Source organism: Bacillus sp. HMA207 (assembly GCF_003402455.1).
GTDB lineage: Bacteria > Bacillota > Bacilli > Bacillales > Bacillaceae_G > Bacillus_A > Bacillus_A cereus.
The window spans coordinates 2,500,082-2,526,392 of sequence record NZ_BEZT01000001.1; the positions used below are offsets into that span (position 1 = coordinate 2,500,082).

Sequence of the window (26,311 nt, forward strand, 5' to 3'; positions counted from 1 at the left end):
GAAAAAAGCACTTAAGATTGTAATTTTCACAAATCTTAAGTGCTTTTTAATATTTTTTATAAATTTTTCTTATTGCCCATTATTAGCAGGGGGCTCTCCTGCATTACCGCCAGTCTCTGGTTGTGTGGTCGCTGGTGGAGTTGTATTTCCTTGACCTCCTCCATTATTTGCCGGAGGTGTCGTATTTCCTTGACCTCCTCCGTTATTTGCTGGAGGTGTCGTATTTCCTTGACCTCCTCCATTATTTGCTGGAGGTGTCGTATTTCCTTGACCTCCTCCATTATTTGCTGGAGGTGTCGTATTTCCTTGACCTCCTCCGTTATTTGCTGGAGGTGTCGTTCCTTGGCCATTTCCATTATTTTGTTCTTCTTGTTTCTTTTGCTCTTCTAGTTTCTTTTGTTCTTCTTGCTTCTTAAGTTCCTCTTGTTTCTTTTGTTCTTCTTGTTTTTTCAGTTCTTCTTGTTTCTTTAATTCTTCTTGCTTTTTCTCTTCTTCAGTTTTTTGCTGTTGATCTTGTTTTGGTTGCTCCGTTGTATCCGGTACGCTAGTATTTGGCGATGAATCACGTTTTTCACCTTTTATACGTAGCTCACTACCTTCTTGAATAACACTACTTGGCATTTTAAAGCGTGATTTATCTGTAGCCATTTCGCTCATCATTTCTTTAAAGATCAACTGTGCAATTTTCGTATTCTTACTACTAATATACTCGTCTTTACCATCTTTCATATACCCAGTCCATACTGCCATCGTATATTGCGGTGTATATCCAGCGAACCAACTATCACGAGTTGCACTTTCTGGAATTTTATATTGAGCTAATTGCTTTGATGAATAGTTTGTCGTACCCGTTTTACCAGCTACATCTAAGGAGCCTACATTTGCCGATGTACCAGTACCAGATGTAACTACAGAACGAAGCATATCAGTAATCATGTATGCGGTAGAATCTGTCATAACTTGTTTTGGTTTTTGTCCAAAACTTTGTGACTTACCGTCTGGATAAACGACTTTCTTAACAAAATGTGGTTTCGTATATTTACCTTCATTACCAAATGCCGCATAAGCACCCGCTATTTCAGTTGGCGATACTTCATTTGTACCAATCGCTGTCGATTCTGTCGGTGCTGTATTAAATGTAATACCTAGTTTCTCAGAGAATTCTTTCGATTTACTAATCCCTACTTCTTTTGCAGTTTTAATTGCAGGAATATTACGCGACATTTTTAATGCTTCACGCATTGTAATTGGACCCATATGACTTCTATCTGCATTTCGTACTTCTTGTCCCGTTGAATACTTAAATGGAGAGTCATCAATTTGATGGTACGTAGCCCATTTTAAATATTCAATTGCAGGAGCGTAGTCGAAAATCGGCTTCATCGTTGAACCAGCTGCACGATCTAATTCAATTGCCATATTATGCCCTTTAAATACAGCTTTATTTTCTCCACGGCCACTACCTATAGCACGAACTTCTCCTGTTTTCGTATCCATAAATGTGAATGCACCTTGGAATTTATCGTTCGGATAATCAATGATATTATTATTTAAAATATTATCAGCAAGTTTCTGTGCTTTCGGATCTAACGTTGTATAAATTTCTAAACCGTCAGAACCGATATTAGCATCTGGTAATTCTTTTTCTACTTCTTTCACAACTGCATCCATAAATGCAGGGTATGGCATTGTTTGTAGTTGAGTTGCAGGCTTGAGTCCCTTTTCTACGTCAACTTTTATTGCTTCTTCCATTTCCTGTTTTGTTATATATCCATGTCGGTTCATTAAACTTAGAACAACATTTCTTCTTTCTGTTGCTTTTTGAACATTTTCTTTTTTCGTTGGATCATAGTTATTCGGTGCTTTCGGTAAACCTGCAAGCATCGCAACTTCTGGTAATGTTAAGTCCTTCAATTCTTTACCATAGTAGTTTTGTGCTGCTGTTGCGATCCCATATGAACGGTTTCCTAAGTTAATTTTATTTAAGTACATCTCTAATATTTCATGTTTTGAATACTGTTGTTCTAGCTTATAAGCTAAATATATTTCTTGCGCCTTACGCTTTGGTGTTTTGTCCATTGATAAGAAGTAGTTTTTAATAACTTGCTGTGTTATCGTACTTCCACCTTGAGAACCATAATCCCCTTTAAGACTTACTAGAACAGCACGGGCAGTACCTTTAAAATCTACTCCGCTATGCTCATAAAAACGTGAATCTTCTGTCGCTAAAAATGCATTTTCTACTAATTTAGGTATTTGCTCATACGTAACATTCGTCCTTTTTTCTTTTCCATATTCATATACCAAATCCCCGTTTTTATCATAAATTTTTGAGGATAACGGATTAACAAGTTTTGCTTTCTCAAGTTTTGGTGCATCCTTAATCATTACGAAAAAGGTAGCAACCCCCGCCACTAAACCAACAATACCAAGTAATAAACAAGTAATTAAAAACTTGCGAAAGAATGATGTTTTACCTTTTGGTTTTTGTGTTTTAGAAGCTGGCTGTTTTTTCTTTTTAACTTGTCGTCGTTCCTCTCGAGAACGATAATTTTCTGACATGTTACTTTCTCCTGCCTTTCAATTCTCCCGTTGATTTACTTAAAAATATTGAGGTCACTTTCTAAAATGAATTTGATTAAGAAAGTATATTGACCTGGAGCATTCAATATTTTCCTAATTCACAGATTATAAATTTTAGAATACTTCTTATACAAACTATTTTCACTTCTATTTTTCCTAATAACGCTGCCCCTTTAAGCATAGAATGTAGAAAGTGAATTTTTAATACCTCGTATAAATAATATACCTTTTTTTCAAATGGTCAATATTTTCTTATTTATAAATCAAAGGTGAAATAAAAATAGCACAACGATATGTACTTCGTGTGAACTTCCTTATAATTACGTATAACAAACATTTAATATATTGCATATAAGTATAATACCTCTTAAATTATAAGGATTTCAACATCACAACCTCAACATCTACAAGAAATTATTAAAAATGAAAAGTGAGGAGTTGTGTAATGATGAAGCTATCTCCCGTAATTTCAAAAAATATAGTTGCTGTTGGCTACAATCCTTTTTCTATGATTTTGCGAATCCAATTAAAGAATGGTATGTACGATTTCTTTAATGTACCAGAAAGTATTTATACTGGCCTATTACATGCACAATCTAAAAGTTATTATCATAATACTTACATTAAAAATTCTTTCCGCCACACAAAAATCTAAACTTAACACCCACTAAAAAAGAAAGGAGGTTAATCCTCCTTCCTTTTAAAAACATTTTGCAGATGAATTATCTTCGATTCCTCTTATTAATTTCATCATATGCTTGAATTTGTTTTTTCAAACGCCGATCAGCTTTTTTATCATGCACTACAAGAATTGCATGTATAACCCCTGGAACCCAAAATATTAATGTTAATATAAAATTTATGATTGCCTGAATTGGTTTTCCACAAAATAATACAGCAACAGGTGGAAGAAGAATTGCTAATAAATACATCATCCCTTGAAAACTCCTTATTTTTTATTTTATATATCACTTTTCAAAATATACGCAAAGAAATCTTATGATGTTGGCATTACATAAATTTTCATTAAGTATATATAACATCTCTTACTTTATATATTCTATCTATACGCAAAAAAACCTACTACCATTTTATTCTTAACCTACCTCTAAAATCAATGTATCTCCTTCTATTTAAATAAGTATTTCAGACTTTTTATTGTTTTCTAGCCTATTTTCTTCCTCTATTGCAGTTACTCCAATTGCAGAAATTAACGTTCCTATCGCTTGTATCCAAATACCAATGAGTGCAATGATTCTCTCATCCTTCTTATCAAAAATACTATCTTCATTTTCTCTCTCATCTTTCAATACATTTGAAACACCTTGATACGCTTGTAATCCAGCCCCTAAACTTTGCATGGAGTTACCCAGTATAATAATTTTCTGTAATACATTTATATCCAACAAAGCTGCTTCTACTCCTAAAAAAGCACCGATCGATTGTAAACTGTTCCCTGTAATGATAAGATAATCATTTTCTTTCAATTGTTCATTTATATTAAAATATGTTCCTATTACATTTGATATATTGCCTAATGCTAATAACTCAATTCCTATTTGATCAAGTAATTTACTTTGATTCTCTAAGCCTATATTTTGATTTTCTCTTTTTTCTTCCCCATCATCATAATTGCTCGCAATGATTTGTAATATATATCCGAGGGCTTGTAATGAGCTTCCTACAATAACAAGATCCGATTCAACTTTCTCTTCTCCAATAAATCCTCTTGTCGTTCCAATAGCAGCTGTAAGATTCCCTCCCACTTGAAACCATGCCCCTGTCACTTTTAAACTGCTTGGATTCATTTTTATCACCTATTTAAATATTTTCTAAAGCTTTCAAAACAAACAAATCTCACCCTTAATCTTTTATTTTATTTTTTAGATGTAATTTTGTGAATGATATAATGTGCTACTAATATAAAAGCACCTTAAAGGTGCTTTTTATATGCATGCTGGGCATGTCAATGAATCTCCATTTTTATCTATTGTTATATTCAATATATATTCAATTGCTTTATGTGACCAAGTTTCAGGTGTAGGCGATTCATTTATATATTGTGGCGCACATGACTTCAGCATTGGAGTACTAATACTCCCTCCAGGATCTAAAGCAACTACAGCCATGCCATGGGGTAATTCCAGGGCCATAGATTTAGTGATACCTTCAATAGCAAATTTCGAGGCACAATATGGCGCAAGCTCAGCCTCACCTTCTCTCCCCCAACTAGAACTCATATTAATGATAATTCCTTCTTTCCTAGCTACCATCGCTGGAACAAATGCTCTTATTACATTTACTACACCATTCACGTTTACATTCATTACATTTTCGAATTCTTGAGCCGTAATTTTCCAAAGTTGTGCATTTTGATTTACAATCGATGCATTATTTATTATCATATCGGGAGCTGTATGTGTATTAAGTATATAATTTGCCCAATTGTTAACTTGCTGAGAATCTGAAACATCAATTACTTGGAAATCATGTATTTTACTGTACTGCTTTTTTAGTTCTTCAATTTTATCTTTTGAACGTCCACAACCATATATGTTCCACCCTAATTCATGAAATCGATCAACCATCGCACGCCCTAACCCTTGTGTCACGCCTGTAATAATTACAGATTTACTAATTTCTTTTCGCTTCATTTCTCTCATCCTCCTTCCCTATATCTTACTCTCTTCATTTTTATTCAGCGATTTACTATAGTATCAACTCAACTCATACTTTAGTAATGGTTTTGATATTGTATACATAAACCAAAAAAGTAACCATCATGGTTACTTTTTGCTATATATCTAAAAATTCATTGTTTATTTCATTATTGTTTTTACATTTCAACTTCTCTTTTCCACATTTCTCACACTGGTAAATATAAACTACACCTAATGTCCCTTTTTTAAAATTCTCATTATCCTGCATCTTAATAAAAATATATTTATGTTTACAATGCGATTCACCCAAATAATTTTTAAACCACTTTTTCAACACAACACATTCCACCTTTATGATAGAACCTTTATTTAGCTGCTTTATTACATACTTTTATTTAAATGTTCAATCTCATCTTGCAACTTTTTAAATTGCTCAAAATGCATGGTAATAGATTGGCTACTACCATAATCAACATTTTGTTTCACTAATATAACACCCGTATCATGAAAAAGCGCTTCAAGTTCTTTCCTAATAGACACTTTCGCAATATGAGCTGTTTTAATTGCAGATAAAATTGCAATTTCATTAAACTTTAATTTTATTTCATTTGGACAAAATGCGTCTTCAACTAATATAACTTCATTACTATAAATTAGTGCAACAAGATTACTTGATTTGGCATCTGTTAAATCAACTTTTTTCATAATATCTTTCATTACATTTTGCCTCCTTTATTTTCATATATATCAATTATACAAATTTTTTTAAAAAATTACTCAACTTTATTATATTAATTTTAACACACTTTTATTGAAATCCATGCTCCAAACGTTTTACTATTCCACAATTTTTATTATATGAACCATCTGGACTATAACTCCATATAGTAATGTTAACAACTTATTATAAAGCAGGTGAAAATTATGCCATCAGTTGTAGGAAATTTAGTTGTACAAAATAGTAATGGATCATTTAACTTAGGTGATTTCTACAACGTTTCTCCGAAAGAAAATACGAAAGCTTATAATGGTTCCGGCGCATCAAACGTTGGTTTTGTTGTTAATACTTTTAGCGGTGTTAGCGCGACCAATACATTTGATTCTGACCTTGCAGATCAAAACCAAGTGGGTACAGCCTAATCTTATGTTCAACTTTTTGTATAGAAAATTTTAATTTGTCTATACTATAATCAGGCTGTTTGACAGCTCTTATCGATTTTGGAGTACCCTATCTTTTTCTCCCTTTCCCTGGGGCTCAGCAGCTAGCACAAAGCTAGCTGCTTTTTCTTATATTATTTGTCTCATAAATCAGAAATAAAAAAAGCTGCCATTTAATATTCAGCTTCTTTTACATTATTTCAATAATATCCATAGCGTTAAATACGTAAGTTTTATAAAAGGCGTCTGTACAAATTACAATTTGTTTTACCGGATTGATATGTACAACAGTCATGTAGCTTGTTAATATGTAACCATCTTCAAAATATGTTACCAATATTTCTTTCTCAGACAGTAATGACGTTAATAATTTATCAGAAATCCTCTCTTTTGCTTCATTTGTTAAAAGCGGTTTTTGTACTTTTAATTTCTCTCCAATAATCTTTCTCATATTTAAAAGTTGTTCGGACATTACTGTAAACGGAACCCACTCTCTTTCTTCTTTTTGTATCTTTACATCGTTCATTTTTTATCTCCTTGATCATTTATACATTTATTTATTCATGCTATCCCTTAGTTATTTTTAATACTTACTAAACTCGAATTTACTTCTAAACTATAATTAGGTTACCTCTTAAAAGAACATTCGTTCTTATTATACACGAACTTACGTTCCTTTGAGAAGAGCTATACTTATTATTTCTTAACAAAAAACATAATTTTATTTATCTCCATATTTTTTCCTTTATCAAATAAACTTTTCATTTCTTATATAAAATGCATATAAAAACTAAAAGGCGACTTCACACAAAGTGAAATCGCCTTTTTCTAAAAAATATTCAAAGCTTATTTTTCTATCCTAACTAATGTTCTTTCTGGAATACATAATTCATCTATATTAAAATGATTTATTTTTAATTTCAATTCCCCTACTCGTTCCTTATCTTCATCACCAACCCAACAACTGAATAATTCAAAATAGTCTCCATCTTCCAAATAACCTTCCATAATCTTGCATAAAGTTAAAAGTTTTTCTTTCGCTTCTTTTTTTTCCTTTACGTTTTGCCACTCGACAAGTTCAATTCCCCAACTAGTTGAAACCTCATATATGTAATTTTTTTGGAATTGATACTCTTGTACAATTTCAAGCATACTTTCATCTGCAAAACATGGTCCAAAAACAATTACATCATTAGAATCGGGCTCCGTTAACGGAATTTCTACATTACAGCCTATGTAACTTGCTAAACTCATTTTATACTCCTCCAATATTCGTATAAAAAATACTTCATAGTATATTTATTTACTCAAATATAAAATCCCTGCCTAAACAAAAAAGTTTTAAATTTTTTCGTTTATTAACCATCTATAACTGAACACATATACTATGATGAACGAACTCACAAAGCATAAGAAAAGAGAGCATTTACAACACTCTCTTTTCTTACATACTCTATGGAACTTTACAAAACTGAATCAGTGATTTTTATTATTATATTTCATTACATATACTTAGGTTGTACTATTATATGTAACTCTCTCTCTGTATCCGCTTTTTTCGGATGACGAAAATAATTAAGTTCGTACTTTAACACTTTATACTCAACAATTCCGATTTTAATCCCTTTCGTTTCTTTTAATATAGCTAATAAATCACTTATATTTTCATCATATGACTCAAAAATTTTCGCTCCGCCCTCTCCTTGAAAGATTACTTTCATATATTCTCCCCACCTTAATTTATTGATGTGGTAAATGATGCGTTTAAAACGATTCATTCTTTATCCTAAAATTTTCACAACAAAAAGAGCATCCTTTCCAATCGAATGCTCAGCTTTTTACTAATTATCCATGTTAAATATTTATTCAAAAACATTATATGTATTATTTTTTAAATTATGTTCGATATTCATTATTAAAGAGTAAATATATGTAATAAACTTGCATAATGAAAACCGTAGAATATCCACTTTCGTTGAAATAATTATAAACCATAATTTTCCATTGTAATTCTTAATATTTAAATGTAATATTGTATTGTCTTACTATCTATTTATAACTCACACACTAATTAGAAAAGGGAACTCTATATGAGTTCCCTTTTCTAATTATGATTACAGTCATTATTTCTTTTCTAGAAATTTAAATGTATCTTTAAATTCTTTATTATTCACTTTAATATCAGCATCTTTCAATAAATCATTGACTACTTGTTGTTTCCATTTACCTGTCGTATCTTGTAGTCTTTGTTGTTCTATATCTTTACGAATTTTATCCTTTACTTCATCAAATGGCTTCAATTCTTTTTTATCCGTCACTTTAATAATATGGTAACCGTAAGTTGTTTTAACCGGATCACTTACTTGGCCTGCATCTAATTTATACGCAGCTTCCTCAAATTCTTTCACTGTTTGCCCAGGAGCAAAACCAGATATTTCCCCGCCCTGTTCCTTTGAACCAGTATCCTCTGAATACTGTTTTGCTAAGGCAGCAAAATCTTCACCATTATTTACTTTCTCCTTTATTTCTTTAGCCGTTTTTTCATCTTTCACTAAAATGTGACTTACTTTCATTTCTGGTTTATAGTTATTTTTCACATCTTTATCTGTAACTGTTGCTTTAATCGCTTTCTCAAATGCAATTTCTGGCTTCATTTTTTCTTTTAATTCATCTTCGTTTTTCAACCCAAGTTGTTCTAAAGTCGATTTAAAGTTCTCACCCATTTTATCTTTTGCTTCTTCTACTTTCTTTTTTGCTTCCTCATCTGAAACTTTATATTTATCTAACAATGCCTTACTTAACATCATTTGATATAAAGTACTTTCTCCATATTGTTGTCGTAATTCTTTACTTAATTCTTTCTCTGTAACATTCCCTACTTTTGATGTTACTACGTTGTCTGAGGAACCACATGCAGATAATGCTAGCATCACGCATGAAATAATTGTTCCAATAAATATTTTTTTCTTTTTCAATTCAAATACCTCACTTTTATCATTATGCAAATTAACTATACACAGTCATTGTGAAAACAGTGTGTTTTCTACATGTAATTCATTTCATATGAGTAGACTATGTATCATGTATTTTCATTTTTAAACGTAAAGAGTCTTCTTACTATTATGTATAGTAAGAAGACTCTTTACATACTCCTTAAAAACAATACTGCCGCTATAGTTACTTAATAATTACATGTTTTTCAGGTATCCAACTATTCTGCCCGATATCTACCGCATTTCCCACTCTACCCCACACTCGAAAAGATGTCGATCCATCTATATCCCCTTTATAATTCATACATTCAGGCTCTTCATAATAATTTACTCCGTAACCGACAGGATATTTCGAAGTTGCATAAAACCATTTCACATTAAAATGTTTTAAATATGCCCACTGCTTATCGTTCCCTAAACAAATCATATCTTGCTCACCGCCTCCCCAATAACCTGTTAAGATTAAATATGGAATTTTCTGAGTGAGTGCACCTGTAAATTGAGGGGTCATGGGAGTTTCATATAAATTTATTCCGTGTCCATCAGGATATTTCGAAACTGCAATACCAATGCCATTCGGTTGCTGTGTATACACTATGTTAGATTGATTTGCTTTGTTGGAATCTATAAACCAAGAAAGTGACTTATTTCCTACTAATCGATTCAGATCACATTTCCCAATACCAGGAACATTCCCTGAATCCGTATATTGCCACATATCGCATGGATATGCTGGCTTATTCCCTCCATAACGAGGGATCCATATGAAATCAGCTTCAATATTACATGCTCCAAATGATAAATACGTGTGATGCCCTACGTATAATCCTACTTTTTCCACACCTAAACGGCGTAATTCATCAATAAATGCCTGTGTCCCGCCTTGCATATCTACCATCGTTTGAACTTCTATGTCCGCTACCCAAAACTTAGCAGATTGATCACCACGATTCCAAAAATCTTGTGCCTCTTTCTTTGCATCAGCAATAGATATAAAACGGCAAAAAGCATAATTACCGAATGGGATACTATGCTTTTTCATTTCACTAACATAATTTTGATACATAAAATCCACCGTATTAGAGCCATCTTGAACTCTAGCAATCACTAAATCTAACTGAGATGCTGCAATATCCCAATTAATAGTTCCATTCCATTTTGAAATATCTACAATATACCCCATACATTTCAGCTCCTCTTGAATGTCTTATTCATAGCTTGTTTTATTGTAAGCCTCCTCTCTCTAAAACTAGCTATCTATAATATAAATAAAAAGAATCTTTACTGTTTTTCAAAATATATTCTCTTTCAGAAATATTTCTATCAACTTTAACATGTATGCCACATAAAACATTCGAAATATACCCTACTATTCATTTGTTATGTAATCTCGTCCTATCAATCCAGGTATCAATCATTTTTACGGATATTAGAAAACATCCCCCTACATTATTAAATTAAAACTTCCAAACTTAACGCATGCACTAAAATAATATAATTACCACCAACAGGAATAAGCGGCCCAACTGTAACAGTTGGATCAGCACCTATTGAATTTTTTAATTCATTAAAATATGTGATCCACGGTGGCGAAAGCTGAGCTTGTACATTTTCTTCCACTATTTTATACTACCTCCTTATACCATTCTTACTAACATAATATGTAACAAACAAAAAAATGCATTAGTTATATTAACCATTTCCGTATTTATTGATTATATTAATTAAACATTTTATTTCCCATTCTCAATTTCCCCTTTACATCTTTAAGCACTTTTACTACTATAAAATTCTTTATTATAAGCAAATCCACTGAAATTTCATATTATACTAATACGACTCTATATCCATTAAATTATAATACTCAATATTAGGAGCTGATTTCATGGAAAAAAAACCTATCGTGTTCAAAATCCCACCAAATTCAAAGCTAAAAATTACATTTTTCGGTCCTTGTAACGAAGTAATTACAAATGTGTCTATAATTAATCAACTATGCACCCCTAAATGTCAAACTATCACGCAATACCCAGACTTTAAGAAATATGTAACGGAAGTACGATCGCTATCCCGTTGTTAGTCCGCATAATGCACGATTTTCACAACTTTATTACCTAAAATAACCGAGAAAGAAAATAACTGCATTCCTAGACTAAAATTACTCATGTTATGATATTCCATTGATAATTCATTGATTTTTTACACGTTTTTATGAAAAGAACATATATTATCGTATGGAGATTATCCACTCATAAAACCTATCTTTCTTTGGAGCGTACTTTTTATGTATGCTCTTTTTTTATGTAACCGTCCCCCTTCTAAATTGACCAACAATATATTAAAATTCTTTATATACTCAAGGAGGTCAAATATGTTCAAGTTGCATCCAATACTACTCATCTTAGGATTGATTTTGTTTTTATATAGTGTAATCGCCTTTATGCTATTCTTTTCAGTGTATTAGCATTCCCTACACAAATCTATGTTCAATATATAATTTCTATATAGTAAAGAAAAAACATAATGATACGATCTTTTATGTATTCCGTCTTTCTTGTTCTATAAGAAAACTAGTAAACTTACTAACAATGCGTTTTTACAAGCATGTTACTTATTATTCTGTTTATTATCTGAAGAAGGTTGAAGCCCCTACAAATTAAACTACGCTTTACCTATTTACTTATATATTTTAGAAAAACAATAATAATCCCCTACCATTTGGTAAGGGGATTAACTAAACCTACTAAAAAACATTTAATGATCAGTTTTATTTAGTTGGAGAAGGAAATCTTGCTGCTTCAAAATGTGCACCATCTTCTAAAGGACTTAAAACTCCATCTATACTACTTTGTGCATAAATCTCAACTTCATCCCCTGCATTCAGTTGAACAATCGTCGAAACACTTACGACATTTCCAAAACTTATTGGACCAAAAAAGTCATTATCTATAGCTATCGCTGCGTTTCCATTCACACGAATTTCTACACGCGCTCTATAATTTAAAGTTGGATCGTTTGGAAAGAAACCAATCGTTCCAATAATAGAATATACACCTTTAGTCTTCGGCATAAAAATAGATGTTGCTGGATTATACTCATTCGCTAAATCAAATTGTTCATTTTGAAATAACACTTTCACAAAAGTATTAGCAGGAACATTTTGATTCACAGTATTTCTAGCTCTAAATGCGGATGCTCTAACAAGATTGTCCTTGTTATCATGGCACTTACTAGTGTTCTTACAACAATCATGATGCTTCTTTTTATACTCCTTACAATACTTACAGTAGTAATAACAAGACATACTAATTCCCCTTTCAAACTTATTACTACATATTATGTAAGATTGATTTATAAGGTTTGGACTAGCTATTTTTATTATTCATAAGGGCGCTATTAACCTGCACCCTTATTTATATACACCACTTCATTCCTTACTAGTTATAAGTTGTATACAGTTCCATATGGAATAGTAAGAAAAGAACTTCCGTACGGTGTAACATGATGTACTGGGTAAAAATACTCTACGGATGAATAATACGGTTGTACACCTTGCTGCTGCATTTGCAATTGTTGTTGCATTTGCAATGCTTGTTGAATAGCTTGGACTGTACTTTGTGCTCCACTATACGTTATAGATGTACCATACGCTGGTCGCATACCAGTTTCAGAATTAAAATATGAATAAAACATGATTTTCAGCTCCCTTCCCGTATAAGTTATTACAAATTATATTATGATTCTTTATTTCAGTGGGTACTATAAAGCTAGTCCACTCGCTTATATTCAAATAACAAAATAAAAAAGTAGCTGCTAGACTACTTTGACTCCTTCTTATTACCAAATGAAATGATATACATATTCTTCTGTTACACGCTCATTAATTCCCGCAACCCTGACGAACCTAAGTAAATCCGCCCCTTGCAGAAAATATATCGACATCGTAACCGGTACTTGTGACCACATGAATTGAAAAAGCTCATTCACCCTCTGATTCGTCGTAATGATTAAATCATTTACAGGTCCATGATTCCATGCAGAGGTTTGAACTGAAGTGAAAGAAAGGTCTTTTCCATTAACCACTATTCTTGATACGCTTTGAGTTATGTCCACAATAATCCCCTCCAACATTACAAAAATCGGACCTTTTTTAGTTCATATTATTATAAATATTCTTAACTGCAATAAATGTTTAAGGCAAATCCCTAATAAAGTGAAACTTTAATCAGCCCTCACCAATCGGGCTTTTACGGGCATCCCGACTCCACCTAACTTCTTTGCTTCCGCTGAATTTTGAGGTGAGGATCTTACTGCCCGTTAATGCGAGATAAATTTTTTTATTCATATCCCTTAATTCCCGTTACAACCATATAATTTCTAACCTTATTCAATTTTTGTAATTAAAATAAAAAATAGCTAATTCACTACTTAAAAAGTAAAAAAAGCATCAGATTGACTAGTATGTAGATGGTTAAATGAATGTAAAATGTTTTTAAATTATCTACTCTTTTTTTAGTTTGGAAGTAACTCTCATCTCGTCCCATCTTTATACACCACTTTCTTAATCACACTGAACGCAATATTCAATTGATGAGTTTGTCATTTCGTTACCTCCAATTAACGCCTTTGTTCAATGTAGTAATTTTCTTGTATAATAAAAGTTAATTAATCTAGAAGGGACTGAATTATGCGCAGATATCAATATTTTTAATCTACCTATCATTACAACATAACGGAGGTAAAAGTATTGATTACAGAACTACACTCACAGAGATTATATTTAAGGAAAATGAAAGCATCTGATTCACTAAGTATGTTTAAAATATGGTCTGATCCTGATGTTACTAAATTCATGAATATAAGTAATTTCACTGATGAGAACCAGGCAAAAGATATGATTCAATTCCTTAACGAACTCGCTAAAAATAATAAAGCTATACGTTTTACTATTATTGAAAAAGAATCTAATCACATTATCGGTTCATGTGGCTATAATTCCTTAGATTTTGAAAACTCAAAGACTGAGATTGGCTATGATATTTCAAAAACATTTTGGGGTAAAGGATATGCACCTGAAGCAATATCCTCTTTATTAGATTATGCTTTTACACATCTAAAACTAAATCGTGTTGAAGCAAAAGTTGAACCTGCAAATGTAAATTCCATAAAAGTATTAGAAAAATTAAACTTTACTTTTGAAGGTACTCTGAGAAAGAGCGAAAAATCAGCTGGAAAGCTTATCGATTTAAATATCTATTCGAAATTAATAAGCGATTAATTTTAGTCGCTCTGCCCATACTCAATCAAAGTGTGGGCTTCTTTAATTTTTGTATAAAATTCAAAAGTTTGACACAATCCTGGAAAAAGCTTATAAAGAAAAGTGAGGTTTCGTTATTTTCACACTTAGTAGCGCAGTCATGTTACATACAATTTTATAAGTGTGAACGAACTACAAAACTAAAAAACAAATAATAAGTTTGCAACATGTTTGCAAATACGAATTTTGCATATAAATTCGTGTGATATTGAAAGGAGTTTTACTTATGAAAGAAATTAAAACAGAACAAGAATTCAAAGACATCATCGCAAGCGAGGAGCCTGTAGTTGTTAAGTTCTTTACTACATGGTGCCCAGATTGCGTACGTATGGACAACTTTATCGGAGATGTAATGGAAGAGTTCAATAAATTTGAATGGTATTCTATTAATAAAGATGAGTTTCCAAGTATCGCTGAAGAGTATCAAGTAATGGGTATTCCAAGTTTACTTGTATACCAAAATGGTGAGAAGTTAGGCCACTTACATAGTGCTAACGCAAAAACTGAAGAGCAAGTTACTGAGTTTTTAGAAGCATACTAAAATGAAAGCCCTCTGGAAAATATTTTTCAGAGGGTTTTCATCTATTTTCACAATTATCTTTTGAAGTTTTTCATCGTTTAATGAATTACACCTTGTCATGATAAGAATAATACGTAGTAAGAAAAGTATTCGTTTCCTCATCCATCTACCCTCCTATCTCTTTAGTAAATAAACTCCAATTAGGTTCACACCTTGACTTTGTACTTTTCAACATATTTTTCCTTTACGAAACTTTGTTATCCCCTTCTTAAAAAGCTATAAAACGTCAACAATGTTTGTATAGACCCACACGACTTTCGTTTGATACTCTATTTATAGAAAGAAATTCCTTTAAAGAAAGGTGAGTGATTAAAATGGATACTCTTTCTCATAAAGAAGCTGATAAAGGTGCTATTGTCAGCATTATGGCCTACATATTTTTATCCTCTATGAAAATCATCATCAGTTATATTACCCTCTCTAGCGCATTACGCGCTGACGGTTTAAATAACTTAACGGATATCGGTGCTTCTTTAGCGATATTAATTGGTCTAAAAATATCTCGTAAACCTCGTGACCCAGATCATCCGTATGGGCATTCGCGTGCCGAACAAATCGCATCACTTGTTGCGTCCTTCATTATGGCAACAGTCGGATTAGAAGTTGTTATTAGTGCCATTCAATCTTTCTTAAATCCGAAACAAGCAGCACCTAATGTACTCGCTGCATGGGTTGCTTTATTTTCTGCTGTCGTTATGTACTGCGTGTATTTGTATACGAAAAAAATTGCAGCACGAACAAAAAGTAAATCATTAGAAGCCGCTGCAAAGGATAATTTATCAGATGCACTCGTAAGTATTGGTACCGTAGTAGGTATTGTCGGTTCTCAGTTCCAAATGCCTATTTTAGACCCTATTGCCGCTTTAATTGTCGGTCTTATTATTTGTAAAACTGCATGGGAGATTTTCGTAGAATCTTCTCATATGCTAACAGATGGAATTGATCCTGATAAAATGGAAGAATACGCTGATGCTATTGAGCATATTGGCGGTGTGGAAAACATTGTAGATATTCGAGCACGTATGTATGGGAATCAAACGTACGTTGATATTACAATTGAAGTAGATGCTCGCATGGATGTTGGAGAAAGTCACTGTATTACCGACAACATCGAAGCTATGCTGCGCAAAAAATTTGGAATTTACCATGCACACATTCATGTTGAGCCAATGAAAAAAGAACCTATTATGACATAGGTTCTTTTTTTATGAACGTTTTATGGAATATAACACATAAAACGAGCCAGCTACCGCCAGCTGCCCATCCTGCTAATATGTCAGATGGATAGTGCACGCCAAGATATATTCGGCTAACTGAAATAGATAATACAACAAAGCTTGCTATAAGAATAATTAACAATTTTTTATGCAACGAAATACGCTCTTCAGTAATTGTGACGTATGCAATAAATCCTAAAAAAGCAGTAGCATTCATCGTATGACCGCTCGGAAAACTATATCCAGTTGCAGTAACAAGCTGCGTAACATCAGGTCTTGCTCGTTCATACCATAGTTTAAGCATACTGTTTAAATAACGAGATCCGTAGTAATTAATTGTTAGAAGTAACGCACTAAGCAACTTTTTTCTAACGAGAAAATACATTACAAGAATAATGAGTAATGGAAAATATATTCTTTTGGAACCGATAAAAGACACCCAAGTAAAATAGGTCGTCAAATAATCGTTTCGAAAGCTTTGAATAAAATGTGCGACTATATTGTCAAAGTTCTCAATACAAGCGGTATGATACGAAAGTGATAATACGACAAAACAAATGAGTAACGTAAAACTTAGCAAGTATAAATGTCGATATCGTTTCACATACATAACCTCACTATGCAAAAAAATGGAGCGGTTGTTTTAGTTTTCCTCTCCATTTCTTTTTTATGCATAGTTTATTAAAAAATATAATTATTAATTTTCCGCTTCATCTCAGGGATATCTTCTCTTGTTACGGTAAAACGAATCACCTTCTCATCAAGATCAAGCGCCTCAGCGAATAATCCAGCTAAACCACGGGATTTTCTATCTACTTCCATAATAATTTCTAGTCGGTCGTATGCACGTGGCAAGATTAATAATTCTAATTCATCTAATTTCCCATAGTGCTCTCCAGAAACCGGAATAAACTCAAATTCTTGTGCGAATGGAACTTGCTTACGTAATCGGTGCGGTAATTCTTCACATTCTATATGACGTGCTTTAAACCCTAATTCATTTACACTATCTAAAACACTACTTAATAATGCATTGGGTAACACTTGAACGTAGTCGCGGTCACTTGGGTCTATACTACGTTTAATATCAAGACCTGTATGAATCCAAACCGTTTTCATACCAAGTGTAAGTGGTGCTTCAATTGGCATTGGAAAAGAAAATGGAATTTCAACTTTTTCATTCGGTTCTACAGAAAAAGGTTCTGTTAAGCGTACTCGCTCTAAATCATACGTTGCTGTTACTTTTTTATCATCCACTTCTCGTACATAAGACGTCGATAATGTTAAGTAAATGCTTTCAATTTGTTGGCTAACTGAACCTCCAGTTATATGAACCTTTCCAACTATTTCTTCCCCAACAATATACTCATCTTTTTCAAGAACAGTATCTACCTTTGCACTTCCAATACCAACGCTTGCTAAAAACTTTTGAAACATGGAGTCTCCATCCTTTCTAAAGCAGAAGCTACATCTTGTTTTAAATCTTGTACATTCTCATAGTACGGCGTTTTTATTTGTAACATTCGCATAAGAATTTCGCGATTATAATGTTCCAAAGTTAATTCTTCGTACCATGGTTTTTCCTGTTTTTCATTAGATTCATATCCTGCATATAATAAAAATAATGAGAAATGACCGAGCGCATAAAAGTCGCTACGAAAGTGAACTTCTCGCATCAAAGCTTGTTCACCTTCGTAAGTTGTAGCTCGCTCATCATCCTCACCTTTCCATTTAGCCAATCCAAAATCAATAATACTAATTTGATTTTCTTTCATTAGTATGTTTGGAATGCGTAAATCTCGATGAATAATGCCTTCACTATGAAACACCGATACAATTTCTAATATTTCATATAAAATCTTAAAAACTTCACGTTCTGTATATACATACCCATCTATGAAAATATAATCTTCAAAATTTTCACCAGGCATGTACTCCATCACAAAGAAGCTCTTTTTCTCCCATATGAAATGATCATATAGACTAGGAATTGCATAATGATTTAATGTTTGTAAAATCATTTTCTCTTGTTCAAATGATTTTCTACCAGACTCATATCTTTGTTTACTTTGTCTTAATTGTTTTAAGACTTTATATCTATTTGTTTGTAAATCATTAACGACGTATGTAACCCCATAACTGCCCATTCCAATTACTGATTCAATTTTATAACGTTCTGCAACAATTGTATTTTTTCGCAGTGGTCTATCAAATAATGCTAGTACACGACACCATTTCATCAGCTACTTGAAAAGAAGCTACGGCTTTTACGTTTTCTTTTATAATGTTGATGTCCATAACCAGATGAACGTCGTTTATAGTCGCTACTTGAATACGAACGATATTTTTTCTTTCCTAATAAAGAATCAATAATTTTTTTGAACATTCCTTCACCTCTTGAGTAAAATTTCCTTTTCATTATACCAATAATTATTGACTATATTTGTGACAGGTTTGTAAAGAGTAAAAAACGACGAGTTATGCCCGTCGTTACTTTCATTCATCCTCTTCATCAAAAACTTCATCAATCATACATTTCTCTAATAAATACTCAAATGTAATATCTGCGAGATCTTCAATTTCTTCTCGTTTTGGGACGTACCCTCTTTCAATTAGTTGCTCATAAAAAAACTCCGCAATCTCTTCCGTATCAATCACGACTTCAATTTCCTTCATGAGCATCACTCCTTTATTTCTGTTTTATGAAAAAATCTCAAAATTATGTATATGAGATTAGAAAAATAGATTTTATTTTTTTATAGGTCATAAGCTTTGGACGAGATGCATACGATTGTAGTACAAGCTATTCAAAGGGGGAAATAATAATGGAAAATCAATATGAAGTAGGACAAACAAAAGAAGAGTTCATGCATGAAGATCAATGGGCAGACTCTCTTATAAAGTGGCTTTTTATTTTTTTAATAGTTGTAGGCATACCTTATACTGCATATGTTGTTGTTCAATTTATTCTCTCTTTCTAGTTAACTATTTTTTCTCTGTCAATTTAACTAAATAATTATGAACAACATCCATTACAATTTTATATTCTTCATCTTTAAATGTATCGAACAATAATTGATAATCGTTATAAATATCAAGTAATCCATCAATGATTTCTTGACGATTCGTCTTAACACTCACTTTTTTCGAGTTGTTAATTGACTTTAACTTTCCTAAATCTAATTTATTCATACCTGCTTTATCTTGTTTCATTTTCTTCAAAATTGCATTTGCCGTTTGAGCATTGGCGAGTAACGTTAAATCTGATTCATCCGCTTCTAACCATTCACCATCCGTAATCCGTGACAATTCATAAATTGTATCTTCCCATGCGTCATTCTTATATCTCCATACTTCTGTACGAAAACCAACAATACGGAAAACATCTTTATCATATCCAGTTACTTGCACAAGATCACCAAACGTGAAATTATAATTTAATTCAATCCACTCCGTATCGCCCTTTTTCATATCTTGCTCTGTAACGTGCTGCAATGTTTGCTCTACGTAAAACCCATCGTGATTATTGACTTCGTATACATAAACTCCATCTAAAACCTTCATATTTGTGATTTTCCCAACGGTTCCATATAGCGTAATCACGACTATGTCCCCTACGTTGTATTTAGGTTGTTTTTTTCTTGCCATCTCTATCTCTCCTTTTTTTGACGTCGTGATTTTGATATCAGTATATGCAACCTACATAAAAACGCTTATCACAGAAGCTTATATTCATAAATTTTTTCAATAAAAAATATAATCTTATAAAATTTACATTGCACTCAAAAAAAGCTAGTAACTAGACTAGCTTCAAATCAACAAATTTCATAATAAAAAACATACAGAATACTTCACTTTAAATAAAGTAATGTATTCTGTATGTTTTCAAATAGTTTTTATCTATCTTGTATGTATAAATCCCAGGCTTCATCAAATATAGACATACTTTCTAGCATTCCGCTCAACTCTAAGTATGAACTAATTTCATCATAGTCTTCAGATTGCTTCGGAAAACTTAAATCATCATACATCGCCTCTGCTAAATCTGAAATTTCATTTCTAAATAAAGCTGCACGATGCTTCATCATATAATGGTAAAATGTCTTTTTCAAAAATATTCCCTACCTTTCTAACTTGGGTACATTATACAAGGCAAAAAAGAAAAAAACCAGCATAAAAGCTGGTTAAAAGTCGAAATAATTTCTTTTTAATAGACGCGGTCTTCCCATTAATTCTTCATATGTTAGTTGTTTTGGTAAATCTTTCGTGTAAATTAAGAATAATTGATCTTCAATTTCTTTTACTGTATGGTCTGATTGATAGTCCATCCCGCACGAGGAACAAGAAATACATGGTGTCTCTTGGATTTCAATGGCTTTCGTACCATCTGGTAATTCCCAATATACAGTATTCAAGCTTTCTTTCGCTTCTGTACTGTCACACCACATACAATTCATACTGCATCACCCTCAGTTTTTTTGTCGTTTTCTTCTAACTTAGCCATTTGTGCTTGATATTTTTTATCTTTTAATTGATCGCGCTTATCACGTTTATCTTTTAAAGATGCATGAGTATCATTATCTTCGTAGTCTTTACGACGGTTCATACGCTGTAAGTCGTCTGGAACGAGGTTAAATTTCTTATCGCTCATAAGACCTGCGATACCAACATCTGAACGTTTTTCTTCGTAGTTCGGATAAATCTCTTTAAAGTATCCTTCCGCTCTTCCTGGAATATAGCTCTCTGGCTCTGGATACGTCGTAATAACACCTTCAAAGTTACGAAGTACAACTTTATCTGCACTTTGTGAGATTAAATAGTTTGGCTGAAGTGCAATTTTACCGCCTCCACCTGGCGCATCAACAACGAATGTCGGAACAGCATAACCAGATGTGTGTCCACGTAAACCTTCAATAATTTCAAGACCTTTAGATACTGGTGCACGGAAGTGACCGATACCTTCAGATAAGTCACATTGATAAATGTAGTATGGACGTACACGGATTTTTACTAAGTCATGCATAAGTTTTTTCATAATTGGAACGCTGTCGTTAATACCAGCTAAAATTACTGCTTGGTTTCCGACTGGAACACCAGCATTCGCTAACATTTCACATGCCTTTTTCGATTCTTCAGTAATTTCAATAGATGTATTGAAATGTGTATTTAACCATACTGGATGGTATTTTTTAATAATGTTACATAAGTTTTCTGTAATACGTTGTGGGAATACTACTGGTGCTCTCGTTCCGATACGAATAATCTCAACATGCGGAATCTCTCGTAAATTTTTTAATACATATTCTAAAATTTTATCGTTAATTAGAAGTCCGTCACCACCGGAGATTAATACATCTCGTACTTGTGGCGTTTCACGAATATAAGCAATTGCATCATCTAATTGTTTCTTCGGTACACCCATTCCAATTTGTCCACTAAAACGACGACGTGTACAGTAACGACAATACATAGAACATTGATTTGTTACTAAGAATAGTACACGGTCCGGATAACGATGTGTTAGCCCTGGAACTGGTGAATCTTCGTCTTCGTGAAGTGGGTCTTCTAAATCATATTTTGTTTTATATAACTCTTCCGAAATCGGTACTGATTGCATCCGAATCGGACAGCGTGGATCATCAGGATTCATTAGCCAAGCATAGTACGGTGTAATGTTTAACGGGATCGTTTTCGTTGAAATTTTAACGCCCTCTTCTTCTTCAGGTGTTAAGTTAATCACTTTTCTTAAGTCATCTAACGTTTTGATCGTATTCGTTAATTGCCAAACCCAATCATTCCATTGCTCTTCAGTAACATCTTTCCATAATTCGATATCCTTCCAGTGACGATTTGGTTTGTATACATCATGTAACATTGCTATTCCCCCTTTTTATACGCTCATTCTTTATATAAGCAATAGTTATGCCAACTTTACATTGTTGATAAGTAAATGTGCGGAGAACCCTATTACATAAGCGAAAAAATATTTTTAAGCGTTGTATGAAATCAATACTTAACATCATATTCATTACTTTTTATATATGTAAACGCTCTTTTATTGGTGCAAACACACAAAAACCGCCGATTATTCGGCGGTTTTGTCGTACTTGCTCAGTTTATATTGAAGCGTTTGACGAGGGATACCCAATATTTTTGCGGCTTGTAATATATTCCCTTCCGTTTCAATCAACGCTTGATCTATTAATTCTTTTTCTGTTTGATGAAGTGCTTCTCTAAGTGGCATTATACCCTTCTTCTTCGAAAACTTCTCTTTCCGAAATGTACGTGGTAAACAATTGGCTGTTAATGTATTCCCTTCTGCAATAATAACAGCATGTTCAATCGTATGTTTTAACTCCCGTACATTTCCAGGCCACTGATAAGCTTGCAGTCTATCTTTCGCTTCCTCATCAATTTGAAGTACACCTTTTTTATAACTTTTATTATATTCTTTCAAAAAATAAGATGCTAATAATAGTACATCCTCAGTTCTTTCACGAAGCGGTGGGATATATAATGAAAATACGTTTAAGCGATAATATAAATCAGTGCGAATTTTATTCTCTCGTAAACATATTTCTGGAGGCTGGTTCATCGCGGTAATAACACGAACATCTACTTTTCTCGTCTTATTATCACCAATTCTTCTAATGACTCCATCTTCTAACACTCGTAACATTTTTGCCTGCAAATCAAGAGGCATTGAATTCAGTTCATCTAAAAATAATGTACCACCATCAACAAGTTCAAATAGCCCAGCTCTTTCAATCGCTCCCGTATAGCTTCCTTTTGTCGTTCCAAACAATAAACTTTCTAATAGCGACTCTGGTAAAGCTGCACAGTTTTGTGCAATAAATGGCTTGTTTTTTCTTTTAGAAGCTTCATGAATTGCTTGTACGAACAGTTCTTTTCCTGTTCCTGTTTCACCATATATTAAAACATTCGCGTCTGTTGGTGCTACTTTTTGTGCTAACTCTTTCGTCTGTTTAAACCGCGTATCATTTGTCACTATCGTCTCAAATGCAGCGTGCTTTTTAATCACTTTTTTTCTAGATGATCGCTTTATTTTCGACTGTAAGTCAACAATTGTGTCAGTAAGCTTTTGAATTGTAGAGTAATCCTTTGCAATTTCAACAGCCCCAGCAATATTCCCATCTATAAAAATAGGTAACGTCGTATTTACTGTACAAACATCTTCACCATTTAAATTTTGATAATGTTGTACCTGATGTACGATAGGTTTTTTTGTATCTAGTACTTTCATCAATGTACTCGTTTCCCTTGATAAAGACGGGAACGCTTCTAACAGATGTTTCCCTAACACTTTTTCAATCTTCGATCCATCGTGTTTTGCAGCTACAGAATTATAAAATATTGTAATTCCATTTTCATCTACAGCGTGTATAGCCTCATCAATACTGCCCAAAATCGCTTCAATGACTTCTTGTGTCGAAACTGCTAGCAATGTCATCCCCCCTCTTGCCGAAAATCCAGCAATTACATGCCGAATTTTCGGCACACCTATGTGCGATTGTAAGCATGACGATTCCGTTCTATAATTTTAATCAATTTTATATTTTCATTAGATAACTCGAAACTCTAATTAGTACGGCTTTTTCAAACACCCAGCTCCACCTAACTGTTTTGCTTTACAGCCAAATTTTGAGGTGGAAGTTTTACTGCTTTCGAATAGCTAGATAGATCTTTCACCCATATATTCATATCTTCCAACTTATCGAAAATGTAGCAATTATTCGCCAGTCTTCCTGTATACGTATAGCCTAATTGATGAAAGGCAGCATTCATTCCGAAAGAAAGCGATCGAGCAATTGTATAGGAGCAGAAAATAGATCTTTCTTGAAGTTCTTCCTCTAATTTAATTAGTAAACTTTTCATAAATCCATGTTTACGGTATTCAGGTAAAGTAGCACAATTCGTTAATTCTGCATTCCCTTCCTTTATGTTCATTTCTGCAGATGCTGTACTAATAATTTTCCCCTCAAATTCATACACGTAGTAAATTGTATCGTCTTCTTTCATCGTCTGTAATACATAACTCGCTTCATTTAAAGGTGTCGGATACACTTCAAATACTTTTCCGAATACAGTTGCTAATTCTTCTGCATCTTCTTCAGTCGCTTTTCTCAGCAAAAATTTCTCTGGAACTACTTTTTCTTTTATTTCTTTTCCTTTTACACCGCTTAATATAGTATCTTCCTCAATCCAATGCATACTATTTCGTCTTTCATCATTATTATATTTCACAAAAAAGTATGCATCGTGTCCTTGAAAATAATGAGGTATCGTTGCTTCCAACAAAAAACCGAAAGAGAGCCATGTTGAAACATGCTCTCCCTTTCCTTTAATAATACATTTAGTGAAAGAATGTTTCTCTGCTAGTTCGTCAATTGTCTGTATAATACTTTCAACATTTCCTGTATAGTGATCTACCCGAATACGCTTATTAAAATAATCTAAAACACCTTCTACTGTATAACAATTCGTCTGTTCTCTAAAAGATTCATAGTATTTCATTTTTTCACCTCACACCAATCTAGTAATGTACATGCAATAATTTTTGCGGCAGCTATCATTTTATCAACTTCTATATATTCGTTTGGATAGTGTGCTACTTTCGTCTCTCCTGGACCAAATACTATTGTTGGTACGTTTGCAATTTGTGTAAATAAACCTCCATCAGTCCCCCACGGAGATGCTTCAATAATTGGTTCGTTCCCTTCGATTTCAACAAAGTTGTGATGAAGTGTCGTAATGAGTTCATGATTCTCTTCTAGTTCACCAGGAACCCATCTCGCTCCAAACCATTCTACTTCTACTGGATTTTCAACAAACCAATTGTCCACATCATTTAATTCAGCAATCCAATTCTCAAACTCTTCTTTTGCCGCCTCTATAGTCTCATTCGGCGCAACACCGCATCTTCCTTCTAAAATTAATTCATCGGGAACAGAACTTGGCCAACTCCCTCCTTCAATTTTCCCAATGTTAATTGGAATTGGAATCGGAATTTCTTTAAATAACGGATCTGTAATTCGACTATTTCTTTTCTCCTCTAGCTTTCTTACATGTTCTATAACAAACATACTTTTTTCAATTGCACTAACCCCTTCATAGCGCGTTCCACCGTGTGCAGCTTTCCCTTTTACACGTAGACGAAACCACATAGAACCTTGTTGTTTCGGGAAAAACTTCATATTAGTAGGCTCCGGAATAATGACACCATCTGCCTTATATCCTCGTAATATAGTTGCCAATGTCCCTGCTCCGCCACTTTCCTCTTCTATTACACTTTGAAAATAGATGTCTCCTTTTAATTCAATGTTAGATTCAATAATCGCTTCCATCGCAAGCATAAGTGCGACATTTCCGCCCTTCATATCCGTCGTTCCACGGCCATATATACGATTTCCGATTTTCTCACCGCTATAAGGATGATGTTCCCACTGATTCACATCCCCTTCTGGAACTACATCAATATGCCCATTCAATATCATAGATTTCCCGTCGCCACTTCCTTTTAAAGTTGCTACAATATTTGGGCTATCTGAAAAACTTGTACGGGGTGATACAAAATAAGGATGATCTTTCATTTTAGAAAAAGAAGGCTCCCATATATCGAGCTCTAAACCTAATTCACGTAATTTTTCAATCACAATTGCCTGCGCACCGCTTTCATCACCAGATACGCTCTTTTCTTGAATTAATCGTTTTAAAAATTTCACACTTTCCTCTTCATGGCTCTCAATATAATCACAAACTTGCTTTTTTAATTGCTCCATATA

34 protein-coding genes and 1 pseudogene are annotated in these 26,311 nt (G+C 33.2%); 7 read left to right on the top strand and 28 right to left on the bottom strand.

Annotated features, from left to right (window positions below; genetic code table 11):
• Positions 1 to 69: 69 nt before the first annotated feature.
• The gene (locus HMAS_RS12940) at positions 70 to 2,562 is read right to left on the bottom strand and encodes a PBP1A family penicillin-binding protein (RefSeq protein WP_046392670.1); all 2,493 of its coding nucleotides are present in this window, start codon (positions 2,560 to 2,562) and stop codon (positions 70 to 72) included.
• A 466-nt stretch (positions 2,563 to 3,028) separates the two neighbouring features.
• On the opposite strand from HMAS_RS12940, the gene HMAS_RS12945 reads away from it, so the two are divergent.
• Complete coding sequence (locus tag HMAS_RS12945) at positions 3,029 to 3,238, top strand: KTSC domain-containing protein (RefSeq protein ID WP_000977081.1); 210 nt, start codon at positions 3,029 to 3,031, stop codon at positions 3,236 to 3,238.
• A 67-nt stretch (positions 3,239 to 3,305) separates the two neighbouring features.
• Here HMAS_RS12945 and HMAS_RS12950 read toward each other — a convergent pair whose 3' ends face one another.
• From HMAS_RS12950 to HMAS_RS12970, 5 genes are all read right to left on the bottom strand, one after another.
• The gene (locus HMAS_RS12950; protein WP_000990233.1) at positions 3,306 to 3,518 is read right to left on the bottom strand and encodes a YqaE/Pmp3 family membrane protein; all 213 of its coding nucleotides are present in this window, start codon (positions 3,516 to 3,518) and stop codon (positions 3,306 to 3,308) included.
• A gap of 198 nt (positions 3,519 to 3,716) precedes the next feature.
• Positions 3,717 to 4,391: a DUF6944 family repetitive protein gene (locus tag HMAS_RS12955; protein WP_001070038.1), complete on the bottom strand. Its 675-nt coding sequence runs from the start codon at positions 4,389 to 4,391 to the stop codon at positions 3,717 to 3,719.
• 138 nt (positions 4,392 to 4,529) lie between these two features.
• Positions 4,530 to 5,237 (bottom strand): SDR family oxidoreductase, encoded by a 708-nt coding sequence (locus HMAS_RS12960; protein WP_000823062.1) that lies wholly within the window; start codon positions 5,235 to 5,237, stop codon positions 4,530 to 4,532.
• A 142-nt stretch (positions 5,238 to 5,379) separates the two neighbouring features.
• A complete protein-coding gene (locus HMAS_RS12965) occupies positions 5,380 to 5,580 on the bottom strand; it encodes a hypothetical protein (protein ID WP_000915146.1) in 201 nt (66 codons plus the stop codon).
• A 44-nt stretch (positions 5,581 to 5,624) separates the two neighbouring features.
• The gene (locus HMAS_RS12970) at positions 5,625 to 5,960 is read right to left on the bottom strand and encodes a hypothetical protein (protein ID WP_000651907.1); all 336 of its coding nucleotides are present in this window, start codon (positions 5,958 to 5,960) and stop codon (positions 5,625 to 5,627) included.
• A 207-nt stretch (positions 5,961 to 6,167) separates the two neighbouring features.
• Between HMAS_RS12970 and gerPF the strand changes: the two genes are divergently transcribed.
• Complete coding sequence (gerPF, locus tag HMAS_RS12975; protein ID WP_001141569.1) at positions 6,168 to 6,383, top strand: spore germination protein GerPF; 216 nt, start codon at positions 6,168 to 6,170, stop codon at positions 6,381 to 6,383.
• Positions 6,384 to 6,591: 208 nt separating this feature from the next.
• Here the strand turns inward: gerPF and HMAS_RS12980 are convergent, their stop codons facing one another.
• From HMAS_RS12980 to HMAS_RS27680, 6 genes are all read right to left on the bottom strand, one after another.
• Positions 6,592 to 6,927 (bottom strand): YolD-like family protein, encoded by a 336-nt coding sequence (locus tag HMAS_RS12980; protein ID WP_002024004.1) that lies wholly within the window; start codon positions 6,925 to 6,927, stop codon positions 6,592 to 6,594.
• 320 nt (positions 6,928 to 7,247) lie between these two features.
• Positions 7,248 to 7,655 (bottom strand): hypothetical protein, encoded by a 408-nt coding sequence (locus HMAS_RS12985; RefSeq protein ID WP_006925988.1) that lies wholly within the window; start codon positions 7,653 to 7,655, stop codon positions 7,248 to 7,250.
• Positions 7,656 to 7,903: 248 nt separating this feature from the next.
• Complete coding sequence (locus tag HMAS_RS12990) at positions 7,904 to 8,122, bottom strand: hypothetical protein (protein WP_000864271.1); 219 nt, start codon at positions 8,120 to 8,122, stop codon at positions 7,904 to 7,906.
• Between the two features lie 402 nt (positions 8,123 to 8,524).
• The gene (locus tag HMAS_RS12995; RefSeq protein WP_000727348.1) at positions 8,525 to 9,376 is read right to left on the bottom strand and encodes a peptidylprolyl isomerase PrsA; all 852 of its coding nucleotides are present in this window, start codon (positions 9,374 to 9,376) and stop codon (positions 8,525 to 8,527) included.
• Positions 9,377 to 9,578: 202 nt separating this feature from the next.
• The gene (locus HMAS_RS13000; protein ID WP_046392669.1) at positions 9,579 to 10,577 is read right to left on the bottom strand and encodes a glycoside hydrolase family 25 protein; all 999 of its coding nucleotides are present in this window, start codon (positions 10,575 to 10,577) and stop codon (positions 9,579 to 9,581) included.
• A gap of 269 nt (positions 10,578 to 10,846) precedes the next feature.
• Positions 10,847 to 11,014: a hypothetical protein gene (locus HMAS_RS27680; RefSeq protein ID WP_000392277.1), complete on the bottom strand. Its 168-nt coding sequence runs from the start codon at positions 11,012 to 11,014 to the stop codon at positions 10,847 to 10,849.
• Positions 11,015 to 11,279: 265 nt separating this feature from the next.
• Between HMAS_RS27680 and HMAS_RS13005 the strand changes: the two genes are divergently transcribed.
• Complete coding sequence (locus HMAS_RS13005; RefSeq protein ID WP_000412555.1) at positions 11,280 to 11,474, top strand: hypothetical protein; 195 nt, start codon at positions 11,280 to 11,282, stop codon at positions 11,472 to 11,474.
• Between the two features lie 687 nt (positions 11,475 to 12,161).
• On the opposite strand, the gene HMAS_RS13010 is transcribed toward HMAS_RS13005, so the two are convergent.
• From HMAS_RS13010 to HMAS_RS13025, 4 genes and pseudogenes are all read right to left on the bottom strand, one after another.
• Entirely contained in the window at positions 12,162 to 12,698 is a 537-nt protein-coding gene (locus HMAS_RS13010; RefSeq protein WP_044307442.1) for a C1q-like domain-containing protein, read from the bottom strand.
• A 137-nt stretch (positions 12,699 to 12,835) separates the two neighbouring features.
• Entirely contained in the window at positions 12,836 to 13,087 is a 252-nt protein-coding gene (locus tag HMAS_RS13015) for a DUF3947 family protein (protein ID WP_000500095.1), read from the bottom strand.
• A 144-nt stretch (positions 13,088 to 13,231) separates the two neighbouring features.
• Positions 13,232 to 13,507: a hypothetical protein gene (locus tag HMAS_RS13020; protein WP_116344871.1), complete on the bottom strand. Its 276-nt coding sequence runs from the start codon at positions 13,505 to 13,507 to the stop codon at positions 13,232 to 13,234.
• A 320-nt stretch (positions 13,508 to 13,827) separates the two neighbouring features.
• A pseudogene (locus tag HMAS_RS13025) lies at positions 13,828 to 13,938 on the bottom strand (2TM domain-containing protein); the annotation flags it as partial.
• 203 nt (positions 13,939 to 14,141) lie between these two features.
• Here HMAS_RS13025 and HMAS_RS13030 point away from each other — a divergent pair.
• The 3 genes from HMAS_RS13030 (at position 14,142) to HMAS_RS13040 (ending at position 16,487) form a co-directional block, all read left to right on the top strand.
• Positions 14,142 to 14,672, top strand: coding sequence for a GNAT family N-acetyltransferase (locus tag HMAS_RS13030; protein ID WP_046392668.1), 531 nt, complete (start codon positions 14,142 to 14,144; stop codon positions 14,670 to 14,672).
• 265 nt (positions 14,673 to 14,937) lie between these two features.
• Positions 14,938 to 15,252 (top strand): thioredoxin family protein, encoded by a 315-nt coding sequence (locus HMAS_RS13035; protein ID WP_000658787.1) that lies wholly within the window; start codon positions 14,938 to 14,940, stop codon positions 15,250 to 15,252.
• 353 nt (positions 15,253 to 15,605) lie between these two features.
• Positions 15,606 to 16,487 carry a cation diffusion facilitator family transporter gene (locus tag HMAS_RS13040; RefSeq protein WP_000380385.1) on the top strand — a complete coding sequence of 294 codons (882 nt, stop codon included), beginning with the start codon at positions 15,606 to 15,608 and terminating at the stop codon, positions 16,485 to 16,487.
• Here the strand turns inward: HMAS_RS13040 and HMAS_RS13045 are convergent.
• The 5 genes from HMAS_RS13045 to HMAS_RS13060 form a co-directional block, all read right to left on the bottom strand.
• Complete coding sequence (locus tag HMAS_RS13045; RefSeq protein WP_000833370.1) at positions 16,477 to 17,112, bottom strand: phosphatase PAP2 family protein; 636 nt, start codon at positions 17,110 to 17,112, stop codon at positions 16,477 to 16,479. The genes HMAS_RS13040 and HMAS_RS13045 overlap by 11 nt on opposite strands.
• A gap of 77 nt (positions 17,113 to 17,189) precedes the next feature.
• Positions 17,190 to 17,945 carry a sporulation protein gene (locus HMAS_RS13050; RefSeq protein ID WP_000486626.1) on the bottom strand — a complete coding sequence of 252 codons (756 nt, stop codon included), beginning with the start codon at positions 17,943 to 17,945 and terminating at the stop codon, positions 17,190 to 17,192.
• Positions 17,927 to 18,748, bottom strand: a complete 822-nt coding sequence (locus HMAS_RS13055; RefSeq protein WP_006927693.1) for a serine/threonine protein kinase — start codon at positions 18,746 to 18,748, stop codon at positions 17,927 to 17,929. Before HMAS_RS13055 ends, HMAS_RS13050 begins: the two co-directional genes overlap by 19 nt.
• Positions 18,748 to 18,894, bottom strand: a complete 147-nt coding sequence (locus HMAS_RS27685) for a hypothetical protein (RefSeq protein ID WP_162871153.1) — start codon at positions 18,892 to 18,894, stop codon at positions 18,748 to 18,750. Before HMAS_RS27685 ends, HMAS_RS13055 begins: the two co-directional genes overlap by 1 nt.
• Positions 18,895 to 19,004: 110 nt before the next feature.
• Positions 19,005 to 19,184, bottom strand: a complete 180-nt coding sequence (locus HMAS_RS13060) for a YozD family protein (RefSeq protein WP_000658451.1) — start codon at positions 19,182 to 19,184, stop codon at positions 19,005 to 19,007.
• Between the two features lie 149 nt (positions 19,185 to 19,333).
• Here HMAS_RS13060 and HMAS_RS13065 point away from each other — a divergent pair, with 149 nt between their 5' ends.
• Positions 19,334 to 19,489, top strand: a complete 156-nt coding sequence (locus HMAS_RS13065; protein ID WP_000431486.1) for a DUF3930 family protein — start codon at positions 19,334 to 19,336, stop codon at positions 19,487 to 19,489.
• Between the two features lie 4 nt (positions 19,490 to 19,493).
• Here HMAS_RS13065 and HMAS_RS13070 read toward each other — a convergent pair whose 3' ends face one another.
• From HMAS_RS13070 to HMAS_RS13100, 7 genes are all read right to left on the bottom strand, one after another.
• Positions 19,494 to 20,156 carry a hypothetical protein gene (locus tag HMAS_RS13070; protein WP_000101499.1) on the bottom strand — a complete coding sequence of 221 codons (663 nt, stop codon included), beginning with the start codon at positions 20,154 to 20,156 and terminating at the stop codon, positions 19,494 to 19,496.
• Between the two features lie 248 nt (positions 20,157 to 20,404).
• On the bottom strand, positions 20,405 to 20,620 hold the full coding sequence (locus HMAS_RS13075) for a YozE family protein (RefSeq protein WP_000750717.1): 216 nt from the start codon (positions 20,618 to 20,620) through the stop codon (positions 20,405 to 20,407).
• A 72-nt stretch (positions 20,621 to 20,692) separates the two neighbouring features.
• Positions 20,693 to 20,965, bottom strand: coding sequence for a YokU family protein (locus HMAS_RS13080; RefSeq protein WP_000995763.1), 273 nt, complete (start codon positions 20,963 to 20,965; stop codon positions 20,693 to 20,695).
• The gene (gene ablA, locus HMAS_RS13085) at positions 20,962 to 22,383 is read right to left on the bottom strand and encodes a lysine 2,3-aminomutase (protein ID WP_000902142.1); all 1,422 of its coding nucleotides are present in this window, start codon (positions 22,381 to 22,383) and stop codon (positions 20,962 to 20,964) included. Before ablA ends, HMAS_RS13080 begins: the two co-directional genes overlap by 4 nt.
• 210 nt (positions 22,384 to 22,593) lie before the next feature.
• The gene (gene rocR / locus HMAS_RS13090) at positions 22,594 to 23,979 is read right to left on the bottom strand and encodes an arginine utilization transcriptional regulator RocR (protein WP_098906032.1); all 1,386 of its coding nucleotides are present in this window, start codon (positions 23,977 to 23,979) and stop codon (positions 22,594 to 22,596) included.
• A gap of 164 nt (positions 23,980 to 24,143) precedes the next feature.
• A complete protein-coding gene (ablB, locus tag HMAS_RS13095; protein ID WP_000878594.1) occupies positions 24,144 to 25,043 on the bottom strand; it encodes a putative beta-lysine N-acetyltransferase in 900 nt (299 codons plus the stop codon).
• Positions 25,040 to 26,308, bottom strand: a complete 1,269-nt coding sequence (locus HMAS_RS13100; protein ID WP_000436698.1) for a peptidase — start codon at positions 26,306 to 26,308, stop codon at positions 25,040 to 25,042. The genes ablB and HMAS_RS13100 overlap by 4 nt, the downstream gene beginning before the upstream one ends.
• Positions 26,309 to 26,311 lie beyond the last annotated feature (3 nt).

Coding starts and splice junctions, on each gene's coding strand:
- HMAS_RS12940 (WP_046392670.1), bottom strand. CDS start 2,562: ATGTCAGAAAATTATCGTTCTCGAGAGGAACGACGACAAGTTAAAAAG.
- HMAS_RS12945 (WP_000977081.1), top strand. CDS start 3,029: ATGATGAAGCTATCTCCCGTAATTTCAAAAAATATAGTTGCTGTTGGC.
- HMAS_RS12950 (WP_000990233.1), bottom strand. CDS start 3,518: ATGATGTATTTATTAGCAATTCTTCTTCCACCTGTTGCTGTATTATTT.
- HMAS_RS12955 (WP_001070038.1), bottom strand. CDS start 4,391: ATGAATCCAAGCAGTTTAAAAGTGACAGGGGCATGGTTTCAAGTGGGA.
- HMAS_RS12960 (WP_000823062.1), bottom strand. CDS start 5,237: ATGAAGCGAAAAGAAATTAGTAAATCTGTAATTATTACAGGCGTGACA.
- HMAS_RS12970 (WP_000651907.1), bottom strand. CDS start 5,960: ATGAAAGATATTATGAAAAAAGTTGATTTAACAGATGCCAAATCAAGT.
- gerPF (WP_001141569.1), top strand. CDS start 6,168: ATGCCATCAGTTGTAGGAAATTTAGTTGTACAAAATAGTAATGGATCA.
- HMAS_RS12980 (WP_002024004.1), bottom strand. CDS start 6,927: ATGAACGATGTAAAGATACAAAAAGAAGAAAGAGAGTGGGTTCCGTTT.
- HMAS_RS12985 (WP_006925988.1), bottom strand. CDS start 7,655: ATGAGTTTAGCAAGTTACATAGGCTGTAATGTAGAAATTCCGTTAACG.
- HMAS_RS12990 (WP_000864271.1), bottom strand. CDS start 8,122: ATGAAAGTAATCTTTCAAGGAGAGGGCGGAGCGAAAATTTTTGAGTCA.
- HMAS_RS13000 (WP_046392669.1), bottom strand. CDS start 10,577: ATGGGGTATATTGTAGATATTTCAAAATGGAATGGAACTATTAATTGG.
- HMAS_RS13005 (WP_000412555.1), top strand. CDS start 11,280: ATGGAAAAAAAACCTATCGTGTTCAAAATCCCACCAAATTCAAAGCTA.
- HMAS_RS13010 (WP_044307442.1), bottom strand. CDS start 12,698: ATGTCTTGTTATTACTACTGTAAGTATTGTAAGGAGTATAAAAAGAAG.
- HMAS_RS13015 (WP_000500095.1), bottom strand. CDS start 13,087: ATGTTTTATTCATATTTTAATTCTGAAACTGGTATGCGACCAGCGTAT.
- HMAS_RS13035 (WP_000658787.1), top strand. CDS start 14,938: ATGAAAGAAATTAAAACAGAACAAGAATTCAAAGACATCATCGCAAGC.
- HMAS_RS13040 (WP_000380385.1), top strand. CDS start 15,606: ATGGATACTCTTTCTCATAAAGAAGCTGATAAAGGTGCTATTGTCAGC.
- HMAS_RS13050 (WP_000486626.1), bottom strand. CDS start 17,945: ATGTTTCAAAAGTTTTTAGCAAGCGTTGGTATTGGAAGTGCAAAGGTA.
- HMAS_RS13055 (WP_006927693.1), bottom strand. CDS start 18,748: ATGAAATGGTGTCGTGTACTAGCATTATTTGATAGACCACTGCGAAAA.
- HMAS_RS27685 (WP_162871153.1), bottom strand. CDS start 18,894: ATGTTCAAAAAAATTATTGATTCTTTATTAGGAAAGAAAAAATATCGT.
- HMAS_RS13060 (WP_000658451.1), bottom strand. CDS start 19,184: ATGAAGGAAATTGAAGTCGTGATTGATACGGAAGAGATTGCGGAGTTT.
- HMAS_RS13065 (WP_000431486.1), top strand. CDS start 19,334: ATGGAAAATCAATATGAAGTAGGACAAACAAAAGAAGAGTTCATGCAT.
- HMAS_RS13070 (WP_000101499.1), bottom strand. CDS start 20,156: ATGGCAAGAAAAAAACAACCTAAATACAACGTAGGGGACATAGTCGTG.
- HMAS_RS13080 (WP_000995763.1), bottom strand. CDS start 20,965: ATGAATTGTATGTGGTGTGACAGTACAGAAGCGAAAGAAAGCTTGAAT.
- ablA (WP_000902142.1), bottom strand. CDS start 22,383: ATGTTACATGATGTATACAAACCAAATCGTCACTGGAAGGATATCGAA.
- rocR (WP_098906032.1), bottom strand. CDS start 23,979: ATGACATTGCTAGCAGTTTCGACACAAGAAGTCATTGAAGCGATTTTG.
- ablB (WP_000878594.1), bottom strand. CDS start 25,043: ATGAAATACTATGAATCTTTTAGAGAACAGACGAATTGTTATACAGTA.
- HMAS_RS13100 (WP_000436698.1), bottom strand. CDS start 26,308: ATGGAGCAATTAAAAAAGCAAGTTTGTGATTATATTGAGAGCCATGAA.